Source organism: Streptomyces sp. DSM 42067, assembly GCF_055792885.1.
Genome location: NZ_CM147706.1, coordinates 2,421,910 through 2,438,562, shown reverse-complemented (window position 1 = coordinate 2,438,562; position 16,653 = coordinate 2,421,910). Strand labels below are relative to the sequence as shown.

At 72.6% G+C, this 16,653-nt stretch carries 14 protein-coding genes; 2 read left to right on the top strand and 12 right to left on the bottom strand.

Going from position 1 to position 16,653, the window contains the following annotated elements; genetic code table 11:
• Nucleotides 1–35: 35 nt before the first annotated feature.
• Nucleotides 36–584: a diaminobutyrate acetyltransferase gene (gene ectA / locus ACSMXV_RS11450; protein ID WP_473177544.1), complete on the bottom strand. Its 549-nt coding sequence runs from the start codon at nucleotides 582–584 to the stop codon at nucleotides 36–38.
• Nucleotides 585–1,066: 482 nt separating this feature from the next.
• A complete protein-coding gene (locus ACSMXV_RS11445) occupies nucleotides 1,067–2,167 on the bottom strand; it encodes a pyridoxal-phosphate-dependent aminotransferase family protein (protein ID WP_473177543.1) in 1,101 nt (366 codons plus the stop codon).
• A gap of 250 nt (nucleotides 2,168–2,417) precedes the next feature.
• Here ACSMXV_RS11445 and ACSMXV_RS11440 point away from each other — a divergent pair, with 250 nt between their 5' ends.
• A complete protein-coding gene (locus ACSMXV_RS11440) occupies nucleotides 2,418–3,509 on the top strand; it encodes an amidohydrolase family protein (protein ID WP_473177542.1) in 1,092 nt (363 codons plus the stop codon).
• A 308-nt stretch (nucleotides 3,510–3,817) separates the two neighbouring features.
• Complete coding sequence (locus ACSMXV_RS11435) at nucleotides 3,818–4,777, top strand: SCO1860 family LAETG-anchored protein (RefSeq protein WP_473177541.1); 960 nt, start codon at nucleotides 3,818–3,820, stop codon at nucleotides 4,775–4,777.
• Between the two features lie 375 nt (nucleotides 4,778–5,152).
• Here ACSMXV_RS11435 and cobC read toward each other — a convergent pair whose 3' ends face one another.
• From cobC to ACSMXV_RS11385, 10 genes are read right to left on the bottom strand one after another with little or no spacing between them, the layout of a single operon-like run.
• Nucleotides 5,153–6,211, bottom strand: coding sequence for an Rv2231c family pyridoxal phosphate-dependent protein CobC (cobC, locus tag ACSMXV_RS11430; protein WP_473177540.1), 1,059 nt, complete (start codon nucleotides 6,209–6,211; stop codon nucleotides 5,153–5,155).
• Nucleotides 6,195–7,133, bottom strand: coding sequence for a sirohydrochlorin chelatase (locus ACSMXV_RS11425; RefSeq protein WP_473177539.1), 939 nt, complete (start codon nucleotides 7,131–7,133; stop codon nucleotides 6,195–6,197). Before ACSMXV_RS11425 ends, cobC begins: the two co-directional genes overlap by 17 nt.
• Nucleotides 7,130–7,744, bottom strand: a complete 615-nt coding sequence (locus ACSMXV_RS11420; protein ID WP_473177538.1) for a precorrin-8X methylmutase — start codon at nucleotides 7,742–7,744, stop codon at nucleotides 7,130–7,132. Before ACSMXV_RS11420 ends, ACSMXV_RS11425 begins: the two co-directional genes overlap by 4 nt.
• Nucleotides 7,741–9,462, bottom strand: coding sequence for a precorrin-3B C(17)-methyltransferase (gene cobJ / locus ACSMXV_RS11415; RefSeq protein WP_473177537.1), 1,722 nt, complete (start codon nucleotides 9,460–9,462; stop codon nucleotides 7,741–7,743). Before cobJ ends, ACSMXV_RS11420 begins: the two co-directional genes overlap by 4 nt.
• Nucleotides 9,459–10,751, bottom strand: coding sequence for a precorrin-6y C5,15-methyltransferase (decarboxylating) subunit CbiE (cbiE, locus tag ACSMXV_RS11410; RefSeq protein WP_473178894.1), 1,293 nt, complete (start codon nucleotides 10,749–10,751; stop codon nucleotides 9,459–9,461). The genes cobJ and cbiE overlap by 4 nt, the downstream gene beginning before the upstream one ends.
• A 2-nt stretch (nucleotides 10,752–10,753) precedes the next feature.
• Complete coding sequence (gene cobM / locus ACSMXV_RS11405) at nucleotides 10,754–11,587, bottom strand: precorrin-4 C(11)-methyltransferase (RefSeq protein WP_473178893.1); 834 nt, start codon at nucleotides 11,585–11,587, stop codon at nucleotides 10,754–10,756.
• 59 nt (nucleotides 11,588–11,646) lie between these two features.
• Complete coding sequence (cobI, locus tag ACSMXV_RS11400) at nucleotides 11,647–12,399, bottom strand: precorrin-2 C(20)-methyltransferase (RefSeq protein ID WP_473177536.1); 753 nt, start codon at nucleotides 12,397–12,399, stop codon at nucleotides 11,647–11,649.
• Nucleotides 12,396–13,853: a cobyrinate a,c-diamide synthase gene (locus ACSMXV_RS11395; protein WP_473177535.1), complete on the bottom strand. Its 1,458-nt coding sequence runs from the start codon at nucleotides 13,851–13,853 to the stop codon at nucleotides 12,396–12,398. The genes cobI and ACSMXV_RS11395 overlap by 4 nt, the downstream gene beginning before the upstream one ends.
• On the bottom strand, nucleotides 13,850–14,458 hold the full coding sequence (gene cobO / locus ACSMXV_RS11390) for a cob(I)yrinic acid a,c-diamide adenosyltransferase (RefSeq protein ID WP_473177534.1): 609 nt from the start codon (nucleotides 14,456–14,458) through the stop codon (nucleotides 13,850–13,852). Before cobO ends, ACSMXV_RS11395 begins: the two co-directional genes overlap by 4 nt.
• On the bottom strand, nucleotides 14,458–16,548 hold the full coding sequence (locus ACSMXV_RS11385) for a putative cobaltochelatase (protein ID WP_473177533.1): 2,091 nt from the start codon (nucleotides 16,546–16,548) through the stop codon (nucleotides 14,458–14,460). The genes cobO and ACSMXV_RS11385 overlap by 1 nt, the downstream gene beginning before the upstream one ends.
• Nucleotides 16,549–16,653 lie beyond the last annotated feature (105 nt).

Genomic DNA, 16,653 nt, shown 5'->3' with positions numbered 1-16,653 from the left:
AGTGTGATCGGTGTGTGCGGGGGAGTTGCGTGCGTTCAGTCGCCGAGTGGGCCGATCCGGTAGAGCACCTCCGGGTCGTGCCCGCCGTCGGGGAAGAGGGCCGCGTCGAACAGCACCTCCCGCGTCACGGCGGCCCCGTGCCGCTCGGCATACGAGGTGAACAGCCGCTCGGAGGCCGTGTTGCCGGGCGTGATGGTGGTCTCGAGGGAGCTGACCCCGCGCTCGGCGGCCACCCGGGAGGTGAGCCCCTCCAGGAGCGCGGCGGCGAGGCCCCGGCCGCGGTGCGTCTCGTCCACCGCCACCTGCCAGACCACAAGGGTCCCCGGGCGCTCGGGCCGGACGTAGCCGGTGATGAAGCCGACCGGTTCGCCGTCGGCCCCGCGCGCCACGAGTGAGGTGCCGGCGAAGTCACGGCACCACAGCAGATAGCTGTACGAGGAGTTGAGATCGAGGGTCTTCGAGTCTCTGGCGATACGCCAGATCGCGGCGCCGTCCGCCACCTCCGGACACTCGAGGCGGGGTACCGGCGGCAATTCCGCAAAGTCCTGTCGGGCACGTGCAAGGTCTGCTTGTGCAGCGGTCATGCGGAGTGAATTTACCGAGCAATTCTGTAAATTGCATCGCCGGACGGGGTTACGTCAGAAGCGCTTCTGTGTTATCGCGCGGGCGCGGGTGATCGCGCGAGACCGCTGCGAGAAGTCCTGTTTTGCCCGGGAAATAGGGGAGGAAGCGGACGTGATGTGGAGTGCGTCACACGGGTGTAACTCTGGCGAGATGTGACCGAATTAAGCAGGTTGGTGTTCGCGAAATCTTTGTGTTTAAGATCGAAGGAAGCGGGCAGAAGAATACGGGAAGCTGCACAGATTAATTGGGGAATTATGTGTGGTGGATCCATGCGCGCTTCACCGGTCGTAATTCCCGAAAAACGGCCCGTGAAATCGGTCCGGAGATATCGTGGCGGACCCGCCGTCGGGGCGGGGGCGCGGTCGGTCGGGAGTGGCACCGCACGCCGCACGGCCCGCCGCGTGCGGCGCCACCACCGCTTCCGAACGCCGCCCGGATGCCCCTAGCCCCAGGTCTCCGTGACCGCCCGCCGCGCCGCCTCCAGGTTCACCGTCAGGCCGGACTCGGCCAGTGCGCCACCCAGGGCGGCCAGCGCGGAGTGGACCACGCCGCGCGTCGCGTCCGGGCCGTAGTGGTTGACGCGGATCATCTCCTTGGACAGCGCCCCACCGCCCGCGACCAGCGGCAGCACCGGGTCCGCGGCCAGGGCGCGCGCCACCACCTCCGAGGCGTCCACGCCCGCAGGCGTACGCAGCGTCGTCGCCACCGGAGCCGCGTCCCGGGCCTCGTACACGTACGGCTCAAGCCCGCCGCCCAGCGCGAGCGCACCCGCGCGCGTGGCCGCCGCGGCCGTCGCATGGCGCGTCATGAGTGCGTCCAGACCCTCCGCCTCGATGCGCTCCAGGCACGCCTCCAGCGCCAGCATCTCCAGCTGCGCCGGGGCATGCAGCAGCGCCGTGCGGCCGGCGTCGATCCAGCGCTCCTTCCAGTCGAGGAGCGAGAGATACGAGCGGCGGGGCGCCTGAGGGTTGGCGGCCATGCGCTGCCAGGCCCGCTCGCTCACCGACACCGCCGACACGCCCGCGGGGCCGCCCATCGCCTTCTGCGCGCCGATCACGCACAGATCCACGCCCCATGCGTCCGGCAGCAGCGGCTCGGCGCCCACTGAGGCGACCGCGTCCAGCATGAACAGCGCGCCGTGCGCCCGTACGACCTCGCCGATCTCCGCGACCGGATTGGTGTTGCCGGTGGCCGCCTCCGCGTGCACCAGCGAGACGAAGTCGATCTCGGGGTGCTCGGTCAGCGCCTGCTCGATCTGCACTGCCGTCACCGCCGTGTGGAAGGGCACGGCAAGATCGATCACGGTGGCACCGCAGTCCCGCAGCCAGTTCCCGAAGGTCTGCCCGTACGGGCCGGTGATCACGTTGAGCGCCGTGGTCCCGGGCCGGGCGGCGCCACGGATGCAGCCCTCCAGCGGCAGCAGGGCCTCGCCCTGCGTGATCACCACATCCTGCTCCGTGGACAGCAGCCGCGCCACGCGCTGCTCGATCGCGGCGAAGTGCGCGGCGCTCAGCGGGGCCAGGTCGAGGAGGGGGTGGGTCACGGCGGTGCTCTCTTCCGGTCTTCCGGGGTGGGTGAACGGGGCGCCCGGCGACGTTCGTACGGGTACGTACGGTTCGTACGGGGGTTGTCTCCGGGCGAGCGTGCGGGGCTGTCCGAGGGTAACCGGCCACCTCCACGGCCCCGTCGACCGGTGGATCGCAGGGGGTGGGTACGGCCCACGACGGCAGGTGCCGCAAGCATGAGGGCAACCACCTACGGCCAGCGCACAGCGCAGCGCTAGGGTGCGAGACATGAGCGATCACGCCGTGCTCCACGTCAAGGGCCGCGTACTCGTCGGCCCAGAGGACGTCCGCGACGAACTCTGGGTCGTCGGCGGCCGCATCGCGTACGAGCGCCCCAACGGCGCCCGCGACGTCCGGACGGTGGAGGGCTGGGCCCTCCCCGGCCTAGTGGACGCCCACTGCCACGTCGGCCTCGACACCCACGGCCCCGTACCCGAGGACGTCTCGGAGAAGCAGGCGCTCACCGACCGCGACGCAGGCACGCTCCTGATCCGCGACGCCGGCTCACCCTCCGACACCCGCTGGATCGACGACCGCGACGACCTCCCGAAGATCATCCGCGCCGGCCGGCACATCGCCCGCACCCGCCGCTACATCCGCAACTTCGCGCACGAGATCGAACCCGACGAGCTCGTCGCCTACGTCGCCCAGGAGGCCCGCCGCGGTGACGGCTGGGTCAAGCTCGTCGGCGACTGGATCGATCGCGACGCCGGCGACCTCACCGCCTGCTGGCCGCGCGAGGCCGTCGAACCGGCCATCGCCGAGGCCCACCGGCTCGGCGCCCGTGTGACCGCGCACTGCTTCGCCGCCGCCTCGCTCCGCGATCTCGTCGAGTCGGGCATCGACTGCATCGAGCACGCGACGGGCCTGACGGAGGACCTCATCCCGCTGTTCGTCGAGCGGGGCGTCGCCATCGTGCCGACCCTGGTCAACATCGCCACGTTCCCGCGCCTCGCGGACGGCGGCGAGTCGAAGTTCCCGCGCTGGGCGGCCCATATGCGCCGGCTGCACGAGCGCCGCTACGACACCGTGCGCGCGGCCTACGACGCCGGGGTGCCCGTCTACGTCGGCACCGACGCGGGCGGCTCGCTGGCCCATGGCCTGGTCGCCGCCGAGGTCGCCGAGCTCGTCACCGCGGGCATTCCGCCCGTCGAGGCCCTCTCGGCCACGGCATGGGGCGCCCGGGAGTGGCTGGGCCGCCCGGGCCTCACGGAGGGCGCCCCGGCGGACCTCGTGGTGTACGACGGCGATCCGCGGGCCGACGTACGGGTGCTGGCCGCGCCGCGTCGGGTGGTGCTGAACGGGCGGGTGGTGGACTAGCCCGTGCCCTTCGAGGACTTTCGGGGGTTTCCGGGCGGGCTGTCCGTTACGTGGTCCGGGTGACGCAAGGGCACGTACGTGCCGCAGGAATCGAAGAGATGCGCGGAAAACCCACTTTGGAGTGAACTGGCTCAAGGTAGCTGACCGTTCACGTGCCGTGGGGGTGAAGATTCCCGCATCGGCGTCGTCGGTGCGCTTGCCGAAGTCCCCATGGCGGGTCGCCTGACGGCGCCGTACAACTCCATGCCGTCTCCGGCATGTGCGTCAACTCTTCATCTCTTCCTGTCTCTTGTAGGGGTCCCACCACCTTGAACAGCTACTCGTTCCGCATGCCCGCGCGCCGTCTCACCGCCGCCACCGCCGTCGGCGTACTCGCCGCGGGCCCCGCCGTCCTCGCCTCGGCGGTCCCCGCCCATGCGACCGGCGGTCACGGAGGCAAGTCGAGTGCCGTCGTGCTCCGCACCGGCCTCGACGTCTCCCTGCTCAACAAGTCCGTGAACGTCCCGCTCACGGTCTCGCTCAACGAGGTGCACGCCCCGCACAGCGCCGAGAAGACCGCGCTCACCGCCCAGTTGGACGGCGTCGACGGCGGCCAGCCGTTCAGCGTCCTGCGCGCGGACGTGGCCACCGCCAAGGCGACGGTCGACGAGCACAAGGCCGAGGGGTACACCAACCTCGCACACGCCAAGGTGCATGTGCCGGGTCTGCCGCTGCTGTCGTTGATCGAGGTCGAGAAGGTGACCTCGAAGGCGGTGTGCGAGGCCGGGAAGCAGCCTGTCGCCGAGTCCAATGTGCTGGGCGCGGTCACGGTGTTCGGCAAGAAGGTGACGGTGACTGCGGGCGGCACGTCGGAGGTGAAGGTGCCGGGCGTCGGCGAGGTGCGGCTCGACCTCTCGAAGAAGCACACGACGACGCATACGGCCGCTGCCACCGCGCTCGAACTCAAGGTGTCCGTGAATCCGTTGAAGCTCAACGTCGCCGAGGTCGAGGGCACCGTGACGCTGGCGGGCGCCACGTGCGAGGCGCCGTCCGCGCCTGCGGCCCAGGGGTCCGACGACCAGTCGTCCGGAGCGGGCGAGGACGCGTCCGGCACGTCGGGCGACGAGCAGGACGTACGGGCGCAGGGGGCTGCCGGCGAACCTGTGGAGCAGGACCTCGCGGCGACCGGGGGCAGCTCCGCGACGCCGTACATCGCGGGGGTCGCGGCCCTGTTGGTGGCTGCGGGTGGCGGTGCGATCGTGCTGACGCGGCGGCGTCGGCGGGGGTGAACCGCGGGCCGCGGGCCGGCCCGCGGAGCGGGCGGGACAGTCGGCGCCGGGCAGCCAGGACCCGTCGCAGGGGCGGCGGGTGCCAGGCCGTGCCGGCGCTGACGTCCGGCGGTCGGCGGCCGGAGAGCTGGGTCGCCGGGAGCGGGCCGGATCGGGCCGTTATCAGGCGGGCGGCGGGCTGGAGGGGGGCCCGCCGCCGGTTGTGTGGGCAGTCGTTCCTCCCCCAGCTACCGCTGGGGGTGGCCCCATGCGCTGGGGGTGTGCCTCGCATGCCCTTGAAGCAATGGGGGAGGAACGACTGCCCACAGGCAGCCGGACTACGGCCGCAGCGTCGGCCCGCGCACCCCGACGGGTGGGCCTGTAGGCCCACCGGGCTCAGCCCTGAAGCGCCTTGCCCAGGGCCAGCAAGAACGCGTCCGTCGTCGCGCGGTCCCGGACCGCCAGGCGGAGCCAGTCCGGGCCCAGGCCTGGGAAGGTGTCGCCCCGGCGGGCGGCGAAGCCGAGGTCGCGCAGGCGGTCCCTGATCCGGTCTGCGCCGGGGATGCGGACGAGTACGAAGGGACCTTCGGCGGGGCCCACGACCTGCCGTACCTCCTCGAACTCGCACAGGCCCGCGACCAGGTGGGCGCGGTCCGCGGCGATGCGGCGCGCGGCCCGCTCCGCCTCGGCCAGTGCGGCCGGCTCGCAGCACGCCTCGGCGGCCGCGAGCGCGGGGGACGAGACGGGCCACAGCGGCTGGGCGCGCTCCAGCGTGCTGATCGTCTCCGGGTCCGCGATGACGTAACCGATGCGCAGGCCCGCGAGGCCCCACGTCTTCGTGAGGCTGCGCAGCACGACCAGGCCGGGGACGTCCGTGCGACCCGCCAGTGCCTCCCGCTCGCCCGGTACCGCGTCCATGAACGCCTCGTCGACCACCAACGTCCGTCCTGGGCGGGCGAGTTCAGCGATGAGTGTGGCCGGGTGCAGCACGGATGTCGGGTTCGTGGGGTTGCCGATCACGACCAGGTCGGCGTCCTCGGGAACGGCCGCCGGGTCCAGGCGGAAGCCGTCCTCCTCGCGCAGCAGCACCCGGCCCACCTCGTGTCCGGCGTCGCGCAGGGCCGCCTCCGGCTCGGTGAACTGCGGGTGCACGACAACGGGGTTGCGGGGCTTCAGAGCCCGGGCGAGCAGTACGAAGGCCTCCGCGGCGCCCGCCGTCAGCAGCACCCGCTCCACCGGCAGCCCGTGCCGCTCCGCCACCGCGGCGCACGCGGCCCGGCCGTCCGGGTAGGCGGCCAATGAGTCCAGGGATGCCGCGATGCGCGCCTTGAGCCACTCCGGCGGGGTGCCCGCGCGTACGTTCACCGCGAGGTCTGTGAGCTCGGAGGCGCCGCGTACCTCCGCGTCCCCGTGATGCCGCAGATCCGGCCCGTCGGCGTCAGTGGGCGTGTGCATGGCCGCCATGGTGGTGATGTCCGTGTCCCTGGTGGTGGTGATGGTGGTGGCCGTCGTCGTCGGGGTGGAAGTGGGGCTGCTGGGGCAGGCCCACCTTGTCCTCGAAGCCGGGCAGCGCGATGCGGTACACGCACGAGTCGCAGTTCATCCGCAGATCGCCCTTGACCGCCTCCTCGTACCGCTCCATCACCAGGTCGAGCAGCTCCTCCTCCGGGCCGATGACGTCGGCCGAGCGCACCTCGATCTCCGGATGCGCCGCCGCCCAGCCCTCCGTCTGCTGCAGCACCCGCTCCGGCAGGATGCCGGTGAAGAGGAAGTAGGGGAGTACGACGATGCGGCGCGCGCCGAGTTTCACGCAGCGCTCGAGGCCCGACGGAACGTCGGGCGCCGCCAGCGACACGAACGCCGTCTCCACGCCTGCGTACCCGCGGCCCTCCCACAGAAGCCGCGCCGCCTTGTGCACCTCGGCGTTGGCGTCCGGGTCGGTCGAACCGCGGCCGACCAGCAGCACGGTCACGTCGGCGCGGTCCGCGGGCGTACGGGCCGTACCGCCCAGAGCCTCGTCGAGCCGCCGCTCGAGGACGGCGAGGAGGGAGGGGTGCGGGCCCAGCGGGCGCCCGTAGGTGTACGAGATGCCGGGGTGCCGCTCCTTCTCGCGGGCCAGGGCCGCCGGGATGTCGCCCTTGGCGTGCCCGGCGGACACCAGCATCAGTGGTACGGCGGCGAAACGGCGTACCCCCTGCTCCACGAGCTCGCCCACCGCCTCCGTGAGCGGGGGCGGCGACAGCTCGATGAATCCGCCCGCGACGGGCAGTTCGGGGTGGCGGCGGCCCAGTTCCCGTACGAAGTCGCGGAAGGCTTCGGCGCCTGCCTCGTCCCGGGTGCCGTGGCCGGCGATGAGCAGAGCGGGCGGGGTGGTCACGAGTTCTCCTTCGAAGCCTCTGATGAAGCGAGTGAAACTGGTGAAACAGGGTGGTACAGCAGGGCGTTGAGCGCCGCAGCGGCGACCGCCGAACCACCCTTCTCGGAGATGTTGCTGACGGCGGGCAGACCGCTCTCGCGCAGCGCCGCCTTGGACTCCGCCGCGCCGACGAACCCGACCGGCAGGCCGATGACCAGCGCGGGCGCGGCATCGAGCGTGAGCAGCTCCTCCAGAGCGGTCGGCGCACAGCCGATCACCCACAGCGCACCCGGCCCGACCTGCTCGTACGCGAGCCGGACCGCGTGCGCCGAACGCGTCAGCGACGGTGTCGCCTTGGCGTCCTTCAGTCGGCACACCGTCTCGCGGCGCGTGATGCCCGCCGCGACCATCTCCACGTCCACCACGACCGGCGCCCCGGCGTGCAGCGCGGCGTGCGCCTTCTCCAGTGCGCTCTCGTCGGTGACGAGGTCGGTCGCGTAGTCGAGGTCGGCGGCGGAGTGGATGACCCGCTCCACGACCGCCCGCGTCAGCGGCGGGAAGTGCGAGGTGTCGAGCCGGGCGCGCAGCCGCCGGAACGACTCCTGCTCGATGGGATGGACGACGCGGTTCACTCGGTCCCCTCCTGCCAGCGGTATCCACGCGGCGTGACCATGCGGCCCGCGATCTCACGGGTCGCCGTGTTGCCGACGGTCACCACGGTCATCATGTCGACCGTCGCCGGGTCCAGTTCGGCCAGGGTGGTCAGCCGGCTCGACTCGTCGGCGCGCGAGGCGTTGCGTACGACACCGACGGGCGTCGTGGGCTCCCGGTGCTCGGCGAGGATCGCGAGCGCCTTCGGCAGTTGCCAGTCGCGGCCGCGGCTGCGCGGGTTGTAGAAGGTGACGACGATGTCGGCCTCGGCCGCCGCCCGTACCCGCCGCTCGATGACCTCCCAGGGAGTGTGCAGGTCGGAGAGGCTGATGGAGGCGTGGTCGTGCCCGAGGGGGGCACCAAGGATCGCCGCGGCAGCGAGTGCCGCTGTCACGCCCGGTACGCCCACCACGTCGATGTCGTCGGACGCCTCGGCGAGTGCGGGCGACGCCATCGCGTACACGCCCGCGTCACCGCTGCCGATCAGCGCGACGGCCTGCCCGCGCCGCGCCTCCGCCACGGCGGTACGCGCCCGCTCCTCCTCCGCGCCGAGACCCGATTCCAGGATCCGGGTGCCGGGCCGCAGCAGATCGCGGATCTGGTCGACGTACTGGTCAAGACCCACGAGCACGGATGCCCTGCGCAGTTCCTCCTTCGCGCGGGGTGTGAGCAGATCCCGCGCACCGGGGCCCAGCCCGACGACGGCGAGCCGCCCGCGCGCGGGCCTGCGCACGACGGCACAGGTGGCCATGGCGGGCCGACCGTCGGGGCGCGAGGACTTCCGCTTGGGCACGAGGAGTTCACCCCCGCGTACGAGGGCTGCGGCCTCCGCCACGGACGGGGTGCCGATGGCGGCGAGGGGCGCCCCCGACGGATTCGGCACGTCGACGCCCGCCAACTCGTCGGCGCCGTACGTCAGGACGGGCACCCCGAGCCGCCGGGCCGCCTCGACGATCCCGGGCTCGCCGGCCTTGGCATCGACGGTGGCCAGCTCGGCGATGGAGAGGGGGGAGAGTCCGGCGTCACGGAGGGTGGTGTGGATCAGGTCGAGGATCTCGTCGGCGGGTGCGCCTTTGGACGCGCCGACTCCGACGACGAGGGAGGGCGGCCGGAGGACGACTTCGTGGTCGCCCGGATCGCGGAGCCGATCGGTGACGCGAATCGCTGACCGCGGTGGGCGCTCGTCGCCCACCGCTGTGGGCAGTGTCACGTTGGATGGCAGGGCAGGCAGCGGCCAAGCCACCTCCGCCTGAAGGGCAACGGGTTCCCCGTCGAGCATGGCCCGGGAAACCCCCGCAACGTCCCCCTCAACGGGAAAACCGAGCGTATCGAGCCCAGGCACCCCGACGGAGTCGGTCGCGGTGGTCACGACGGGCTGCGCACCAAGAACCTCGCCCACTTCCTGGGCGAGTCGGTTGGCGCCACCGCCGTGTCCCCCCACGAGGGACACGGCAAACCGCCCCGCCTCGTCGACACACACGACCCCGGGGTCGGACGCCTTGTCGCCCAGCAAAGGGGCGACAAGCCGAACCACGGCCCCCGTGGCAAGGAAGCACACAAGCTGCTCACACTCACCGAAGGCCCGCCGCACGGCGTCCCCCACGGCCCCCTCGTACACCCGGGTCCGCCCGGGCCACGCGGCCGCCAGCCGCTCAGAGCCCACGGCACCAGCCGCCGTCGCGGAGATCAGGCCGATCACTGGGACACTCCTTCAGCACGTGCCGCAGGACGCGTGCCCCACAGCAGAAAAACTGGATTGGTCGCCGCAAGCCGGGTCACATCACCCGGCAGCGGCACAAGCCGGGACGAGGACAGCAGCACCCCGTCGCAGGAGAACCCGGCCCCGGTCAGGGCGGCCCGCGCCGCCGGCACCCGGTCCAGCGCGGCCATCGCCACGACCACCGCGCGCCGCGCCCGCCGCGCGCACGCGGTGACGATCGCGGGCAGCTCCCGGCCCCCGCCGCCGACGAACACGGCGTCGGGATCCGGGAGATCGGACAGTACGGTGGGCGCCGCGCCGTGCACCGCCTGCACATCGACGCCGTGCGCCGCGGCGTTGGCCTCGATACGCGCGATGCCGTCGACCGTCTTCTCCACGGCGACGACGGCCGCGCCGAACCGCGCGCACTCCACGGCGACCGAGCCCGAGCCGGCCCCCACGTCCCAGACCAGGTCGCCGACGCGCGGCCCCAGCCTGGCCAGCGCCAGCGCCCGTACCTCGAACTTGCTGATCATCGAGTCGCGGTGCTCGAACTCGTCCTCGTCCAGCGCCCATCGGACGGGTCCGGGCCGGGGCCCCGCGACACTGCGCATCGGCGCGACGGCGCCGCGGGACTCGTCCAGGCACAGGACCACGTTCACCGCCGGACCCCAGTCGCGCGCGGCGGCCTCGGCGGCCGTGACCCGCTCGATCCGTTCGTGCCCGGGGTCGCCGAGCGCGGTCGCGACGACGAGGGTCCGCCCCCCCGAGGAGCGAGACGAGGAGCGGGCGAGCGCGGCGCCCAGCTCGGCAGGTCCCGCACCGGGACCGGTCAGCACCGCCACCTTCGGATGCGCCCGGCAGACGTTCACCGCCGTACGCAGATCGCGACCGTGCGCGCTCACGACCACCGCGTCGTCCCACGGCAGCCCGTTCCGCGCGAACGCGGCCGCCACCGACGAAACCCCCGGCCGTACGTCGAGCGCCGCGGACCCGAACCGCTCCGCCAGCGCCCGTACGATCCCGAAGAACCCCGGATCGCCCGAGGCCAGCACGACGACGCGGCCGGCGGCTCCGGGCCGCTCCCGGTACTCCTTCAGGCACTGCTCGACCGCATCCAGGGCCGGCGCCAGCGGACCCAGCACGATGCGCTGCGCCCCGTCCGGCAGCGAGTCCGAGGCCGCGTCGAGATGACGGCGCGCGCCGACCACCAGAGCGGCGCCGGACAGGGCCGCCTCGGCGTCCGGCGGCAGCGGCGCCCCCGTGCCCGTACCGACGACCGTGATCACACTCATGGTGTCGCGCCCTGCGTACGACGGTCCTGTGCCCGAAGGGCCTTGCGGGCCTCCGGATCAGCCTTGCGGAAGCCGTGGAAGTGGCCGGGGTGGTAGAGGTGCGAGCGGGTGCCGTGCGCGTCCAGCGCCGGGCCGACCAGGAACAGCGTGTGCTTCCACAGCTTGTGCACCTTGACCGTCTCCTCCAGCGTGCCGATGGTGCACTTGAGGACGAGCTCCTCCGGCCAGGTCGCCTGGTACGCGACGACGACCGGCGTGGTCGTCGGATAGCCGCCCTCCAGCAGCTCCCGCACCAGCTGGCCGCTGCGCGCGGCTGACAGGAACAGCGCCATGGTCGTGCCGTGCCGCGCGAACTCCCGTACTTCCTCGCCCGGGGGCATCGGCGTCTTGCCGCCGCCGAGGCGTGTGAGGATCACGGACTGGGCCACCTCCGGGATCGTCAGCTCGCGCTGCGCGATCGCGGCGACTGCCGAGAACGACGAGACACCCGGCACGATCTCCGTCTCGATGCCGATCTCCGCACACCGGTCCACCTGCTCCTGCGTGCCGCCCCACAGCGCCGGGTCGCCGGAGTGGATCCGCGCCACCTTCAGGCCCTCGGCGGCGGCACGCTCGTAGACGGCCACGACGTCCTCGAGGGACATCGTCGCCGAGTCGAGGATCTCGGCGTCCACGCGCGCGTGCTCGAGGACCTCGGCCTGTACGAGGCTCGCGGCCCAGATGACGACATCGGCGTCCGCGATGGCGCGCGCGGCACGGATCGTGAGCAGATCGGCGGCGCCGGGTCCGGCACCGACGAAGGTCACCTTGCCGGCGTTGGCATCGGCCACATCGGCCATGGGATGTCGTCCTCTCGGGTTGTTCAGGTGAAGCAGGGAGCGTGGCGAGGTCACAGCTTTCCGCCGCGGCCGCCGTCGCGCGGCGCGGGCGCGATGAGCGTCGACAGGTACGGCAGCACCGCGTCGGCGTCGAGCTCGGCGGCCTGCCTGATCGACTCCTCGGGCAGGCCGAGCGCGGAGCCCCACACCGCGTCGTCGATCCGCCCGGTCTCGCGCAGCGCGGCCGCCACCTCGCCGGCGAGCCGCCCGAACTTGTACGCCACGACGGTGCCGGGCCCGGACAACGCGTCCTTGAGAACAGCCGAACCGGCCGTGACGGGCACGAGCGTCAGCGGCTCCGTGCCCTCCGTAAGCACCGCGCCCGACCGTGCCGCGAGGTCCTGCATCGCGGTGATGCCGGGCACCGTCTCGATCACAGTCCCCGGCACCGACTCGGTGATGGTCTGCGCGAGATACGTGAAGGTGGAGTACACGTTCGGATCGCCGATCGTGGCGAATGCGACCGTGCCGTGCCGCCGCAGCAGCGCGGCCACCTGGTCGCCCGCCGCGTCCCAGGCGGCCTCGCGGCGGGCCCGGTCGGTGCGCTCGTTGAGGGCGAAGACGACGCGTACGACCTTCTCCTCGGGGACGTAGTGGAGCACGGTCGCCTCGGCGCGCCCAGGTTCGCCGCCGTCCCGCCCGTCGGGCGCGGCCATCACGGGTACGACGACGGCGTCGGCGACGCGCAGGGCGTTGACCCCCTTGACGGTCACCAGCTCGGGGTCGCCGGGTCCGACCCCCACTCCGATCAGCCTGCTGCTCATGAGCCAACGCACCTCTCGACGAACCGACGGGCGACACCGGGCTCGGCGGCCCAGTGCGTATGCAGATAACTGGCGTGCACGCCCTGCTGGACGAAGCCTTCGACGCGGCGTTCGGCCGCCGCGGGGGCGGTGAACCCCCAGGCGGGAGCCGCTCCGGCCCCCGGCTCCAGCACCGTGCGGTGGAACTCGTGCCCGCGCATCCGCGTACCGGCGGCCGCGAGCACACTGTCGGACACCGCCACGGCCTCCCGGTAGCCGAGCGTCAGCCGCTCGGACATCCGGGCATCGGCGTCCAGGACACCGCACATCGGCTTCCCGTCCAGGGACCGGGCGAGATACAGCAGCCCGGCACACTCGGCGGAGATGGGCGCCCCCGACCGCGCCAACTCGGCAACGGCCTTCCGCAACGTCTCGTTGGCGGACAGCTCGGGCGCGTACACCTCGGGAAACCCACCCCCGATGACCAGGCCCTGAGTGCCCTCGGGCAGATGCTCGTCCCGAAGAGGATCAAAGCTGACGACTTCGGCCCCAGCTGCGGCGAGCAGCTCGGAGTGCTCCGCGTAGGAGAAGGTGAAGGCGGCCCCGGCGGCGACGGCGACAGAAGGGGGGCCCGGGGCGGAGCCCCGGTTTCGGGAAGGGGTGCCCGCGCGCGGAGCGCGCTCAAAGGGCACAGCGGGGAAGGAAGCGCCGCAGGCAACAACCTCAGCCGGATCCCAAGCCGCACCGGACAACGCAGGCGCACTGCACGCCAACGCGAACAACCCCTCCAGATCACACCCTTGCCGAACCTGTTCGGCAAGGGCCCGCACAGAGTCCACGGCTTCGCCGTGCCGCTCGGCAACCGGCACGAGCCCCAGGTGCCGAGAAGGCGTCCGCACCTGGCGGGCACGCCGCAGCGCCCCCAGCACCGGCACCCCCGCCCCGTCCAACGCCTCCCGCAAAAGCTCCTCGTGCCGCTCAGACCCCACCTTGTTGAGGATCACACCCCCGATCCGCACCTCGGGATCCCAAGAGGCGAACCCGTGCACCAAGGCAGCCACCGACCGCGACTGCGACGACGCGTCGACGACGAGCACGACAGGCGCCCGCAACAGCTTGGCCACCTGGGCCGTCGAGGCCAGCTCACCCCACCCCGACGCCCCGTCGTACAGCCCCATCACACCCTCGACAACAGCGAGATCGCACCCACGCGCCCCATGCGCGAACAGGGGCGCGATCAACTCGGGCCCGCACAGATACGCATCAAGATTCCGCCCGGGCCGCCCCGTCGCCAGCGCGTGATACCCGGGATCGATGTAGTCGGGCCCGACCTTGTGCGGCGACACGGCGAGACCGCGCCCCGCGAACGCCGCCATCAGCCCCGTGGCCACGGTGGTCTTGCCGCTGCCGGACGAGGGAGCGGCGACGACCAGCCGGGGCACCCGGCAGCCCGAGCCGCTCCCCACGCCGCTCACCACTCGATGCCCCTCTGGCCCTTCTGGCCGGTGTCCATCGGATGCTTGACCTTGGACATGTCGGTCACGAGGTCCGCGAAGTCCACCAGCTTCTCGGGGGCGTTGCGCCCGGTGATGACCACGTGCTGAGTGCCCGGCCGGTCGCGCAGCACGGAGATCACCTCGTCGGTGTCGATCCACCCCCAGTGCAGGGGGTACGCGAACTCGTCCAGCACATACAGGCGGTACGTCTCGGCGGCCAGGTCCCGCTTGACCTGCTCCCAGCCCTCGCGGGCCTTGTCCTCGTTGCTGAGTTCGCCGTCGGCCGGGGCGCGCTGGATCCACGACCAGCCCTCGCCCATCTTGTGCCAGGCGACCGGCCCGCCCTCGCCGGAGGCACCCAGTACCTTGAGCGCGTTCTCCTCGCCGACCTTCCACTTCGCCGACTTGACGAACTGGAACACCCCGATCGGCCACCCCTGGTTCCAGGCGCGCAGCGCGAGACCGAAGGCGGCCGTCGACTTTCCCTTGCCGATGCCGGTGTGCACCACGACGAGCGGCCGGTTGCGGCGCTGGCGGGTGGTGAGTCCGTCGTCCGGTACGACGGCAGGCTGTCCCTGCGGCATTACGCGGCCCTCCTCTTGGTTTCCTGAACGTCCCGAGCGTGCTGGACGTCCCGTACAAGTCCGGCGATGGCGTCGGCCCTCAGCTCGTCGAGCGTGACGGCCGTCCCCCCGAGATCGCCCGCGACCTGCGCGGCGAGCCCGAGCCGTACGGGACCCGACTCGCAGTCGACGACCACGGATGCGGTGCCCTCGGCCGCGTGCAGCCGCGCCGCGCGCCGGGCCAGCTCCACAGGCTGGGGGCCGCCCGTGGCCCTCCCATCGGTCACCACGACCAGCAGCGGCCGCCGCGCCGGATCCCGCAACCGTTCCACCCGCAGCACGTCGTGCGCCTTGAGCAGCCCCGCCGCGAGCGGCGTACGGCCGCCCGTCGGCAGCGACTCGAGCCGCGCCGCGGCCGCGTCCACCGACGACGTGGGCGGCAGCGCGACATCGGCCGCCGACCCGCGGAAGGTGATCAGCCCCACCTTGTCCCGCCGCTGGTACGCATCCAGCAGGAGCGACAGCACGGCGCCCTTCACGGCGCTCATCCGCTGCCGGGCCGCCATCGATCCCGATGCGTCCACGACGAAGAGCACGAGGTTCCCCTCGCGGCCCTCCCGCGTCGCCTGCCGCAGATCGTCCCGCCGGACGACCAGCCCCGGACCGCTGCGCCCGCGCGCCCGCTGATGCGGCGCCGCGGCCTGCACGGTGGCCGCCAAGTGCAGCTTGGTGAGTGCCCCTTGGGGCCGCCGCGCCCCTGTCGTACGGCCGTGCTCGGTGCGCGCCCGCGACCGTCGCCCGGCGGCGCCCTCACCGAGGCCTGGCACGGTCAGCGTCTTCGTACGGAACGGCTCGGCGGCGCGTACAGGGGTCTGCTCGCGGCCGGGGCCGCCGCGGCCCTCGGCGTCGTCGGAGGCGTCGCCGGGGCGGTCCTCGGCGGATCCGGTGGCGGGAGCATGCCCCGCGTCTGGCTGCCCGGTGCTGCCGCCCTCCGACTCCGGGGCGTCGTCCGCGCCCGCCGGAGGCGGTGCGTCCGGCCCGCTGTCCTGCGGCGATTGCCCGCCGCCACCACCCGGCCCATCCGGATCGGGGTCGTCGTCCTCGCCGAACTCCTGCAGCGTCTCGTCGAGTTTGTCCTCGTCGAGGCCGGGAGCGTCGAACGGGTTGCGCCGACGCCTGTGCGGCAGCGCCAGCAGTGCGGCCTGGCGCACATCCTCCGCGAGCACCTCGGTACGCCCCGCCCAGGCAGCCAGCGCGGTCGCGGTCCTGGCCATCACGATGTCGGCGCGCATGCCGTCGACCTCGAACGCCGCACAGGTCGCCGCGATCTGCCGCAGCGCCCCGTCGCCGAGCCGCACGGACGGAAGCAGCTTCCGCGCCGCCACGATGCGTGCCCGCACCGCGGCCTCCTCGTCGGCCCAGCGCGCGGCGAAGCCCGCGGGATCGTCGTCGTACGCGAGGCGCCGCCGCACCACCTCGACCCGCTGTTCCGGGTCCCGCGACGCGGCCACTTCCACGGTGAGCCCAAACCGGTCCAGAAGCTGAGGTCGCAGCTCGCCCTCTTCGGGGTTCATGGTCCCGACCAGCAAGAAACGCGCCGCGTGCCGTACGGACACACCCTCGCGCTCGACGTACGAGGCCCCCATGGCGGCGGCGTCGAGCAGCAGGTCGACCAGGTGATCGTGGAGCAGGTTGACCTCGTCGACGTACAGGATCCCGCGATGGGCGTCGGCGAGCAGACCCGGCTCGAACGCCTTCACGCCCTCCGCGAGCGCCCGCTCGATGTCGAGCGCCCCCACGAGCCGGTCCTCGGATGCCCCGACCGGCAGTTCGACCATCCGAGCCGGCCGAGCGGTCCCGGCGCCCGGCTCGTGCGGCCCGTCCGGGCAGTGAGGGTCGGGCGCGGCGGGGTCGCAGGAGAACCGGCACCCGGCGACGACGTCGACATCCGGCATCAGGGCTGAAAGCGCCCTGACGGCCGTGCTCTTCGCGGTTCCTTTCTCACCGCGGACAAGGACGCCGCCCACTGCGGGGCTCACCGCGTTGAGGAGCAGGGCCAGTCGCAAATCGCCCTGTCCGACGATCGCGGAGAACGAGTAGGGCGTGCTCATGCGCCGATCACTCCTTCGAGTGGCTCGTGTGGGATCAGGATGGGTGCTGAATGCGAGGCCGCCATGGTGGCCTGCTCCCCGCCGATGCGGGGGTGATCCCGGCAC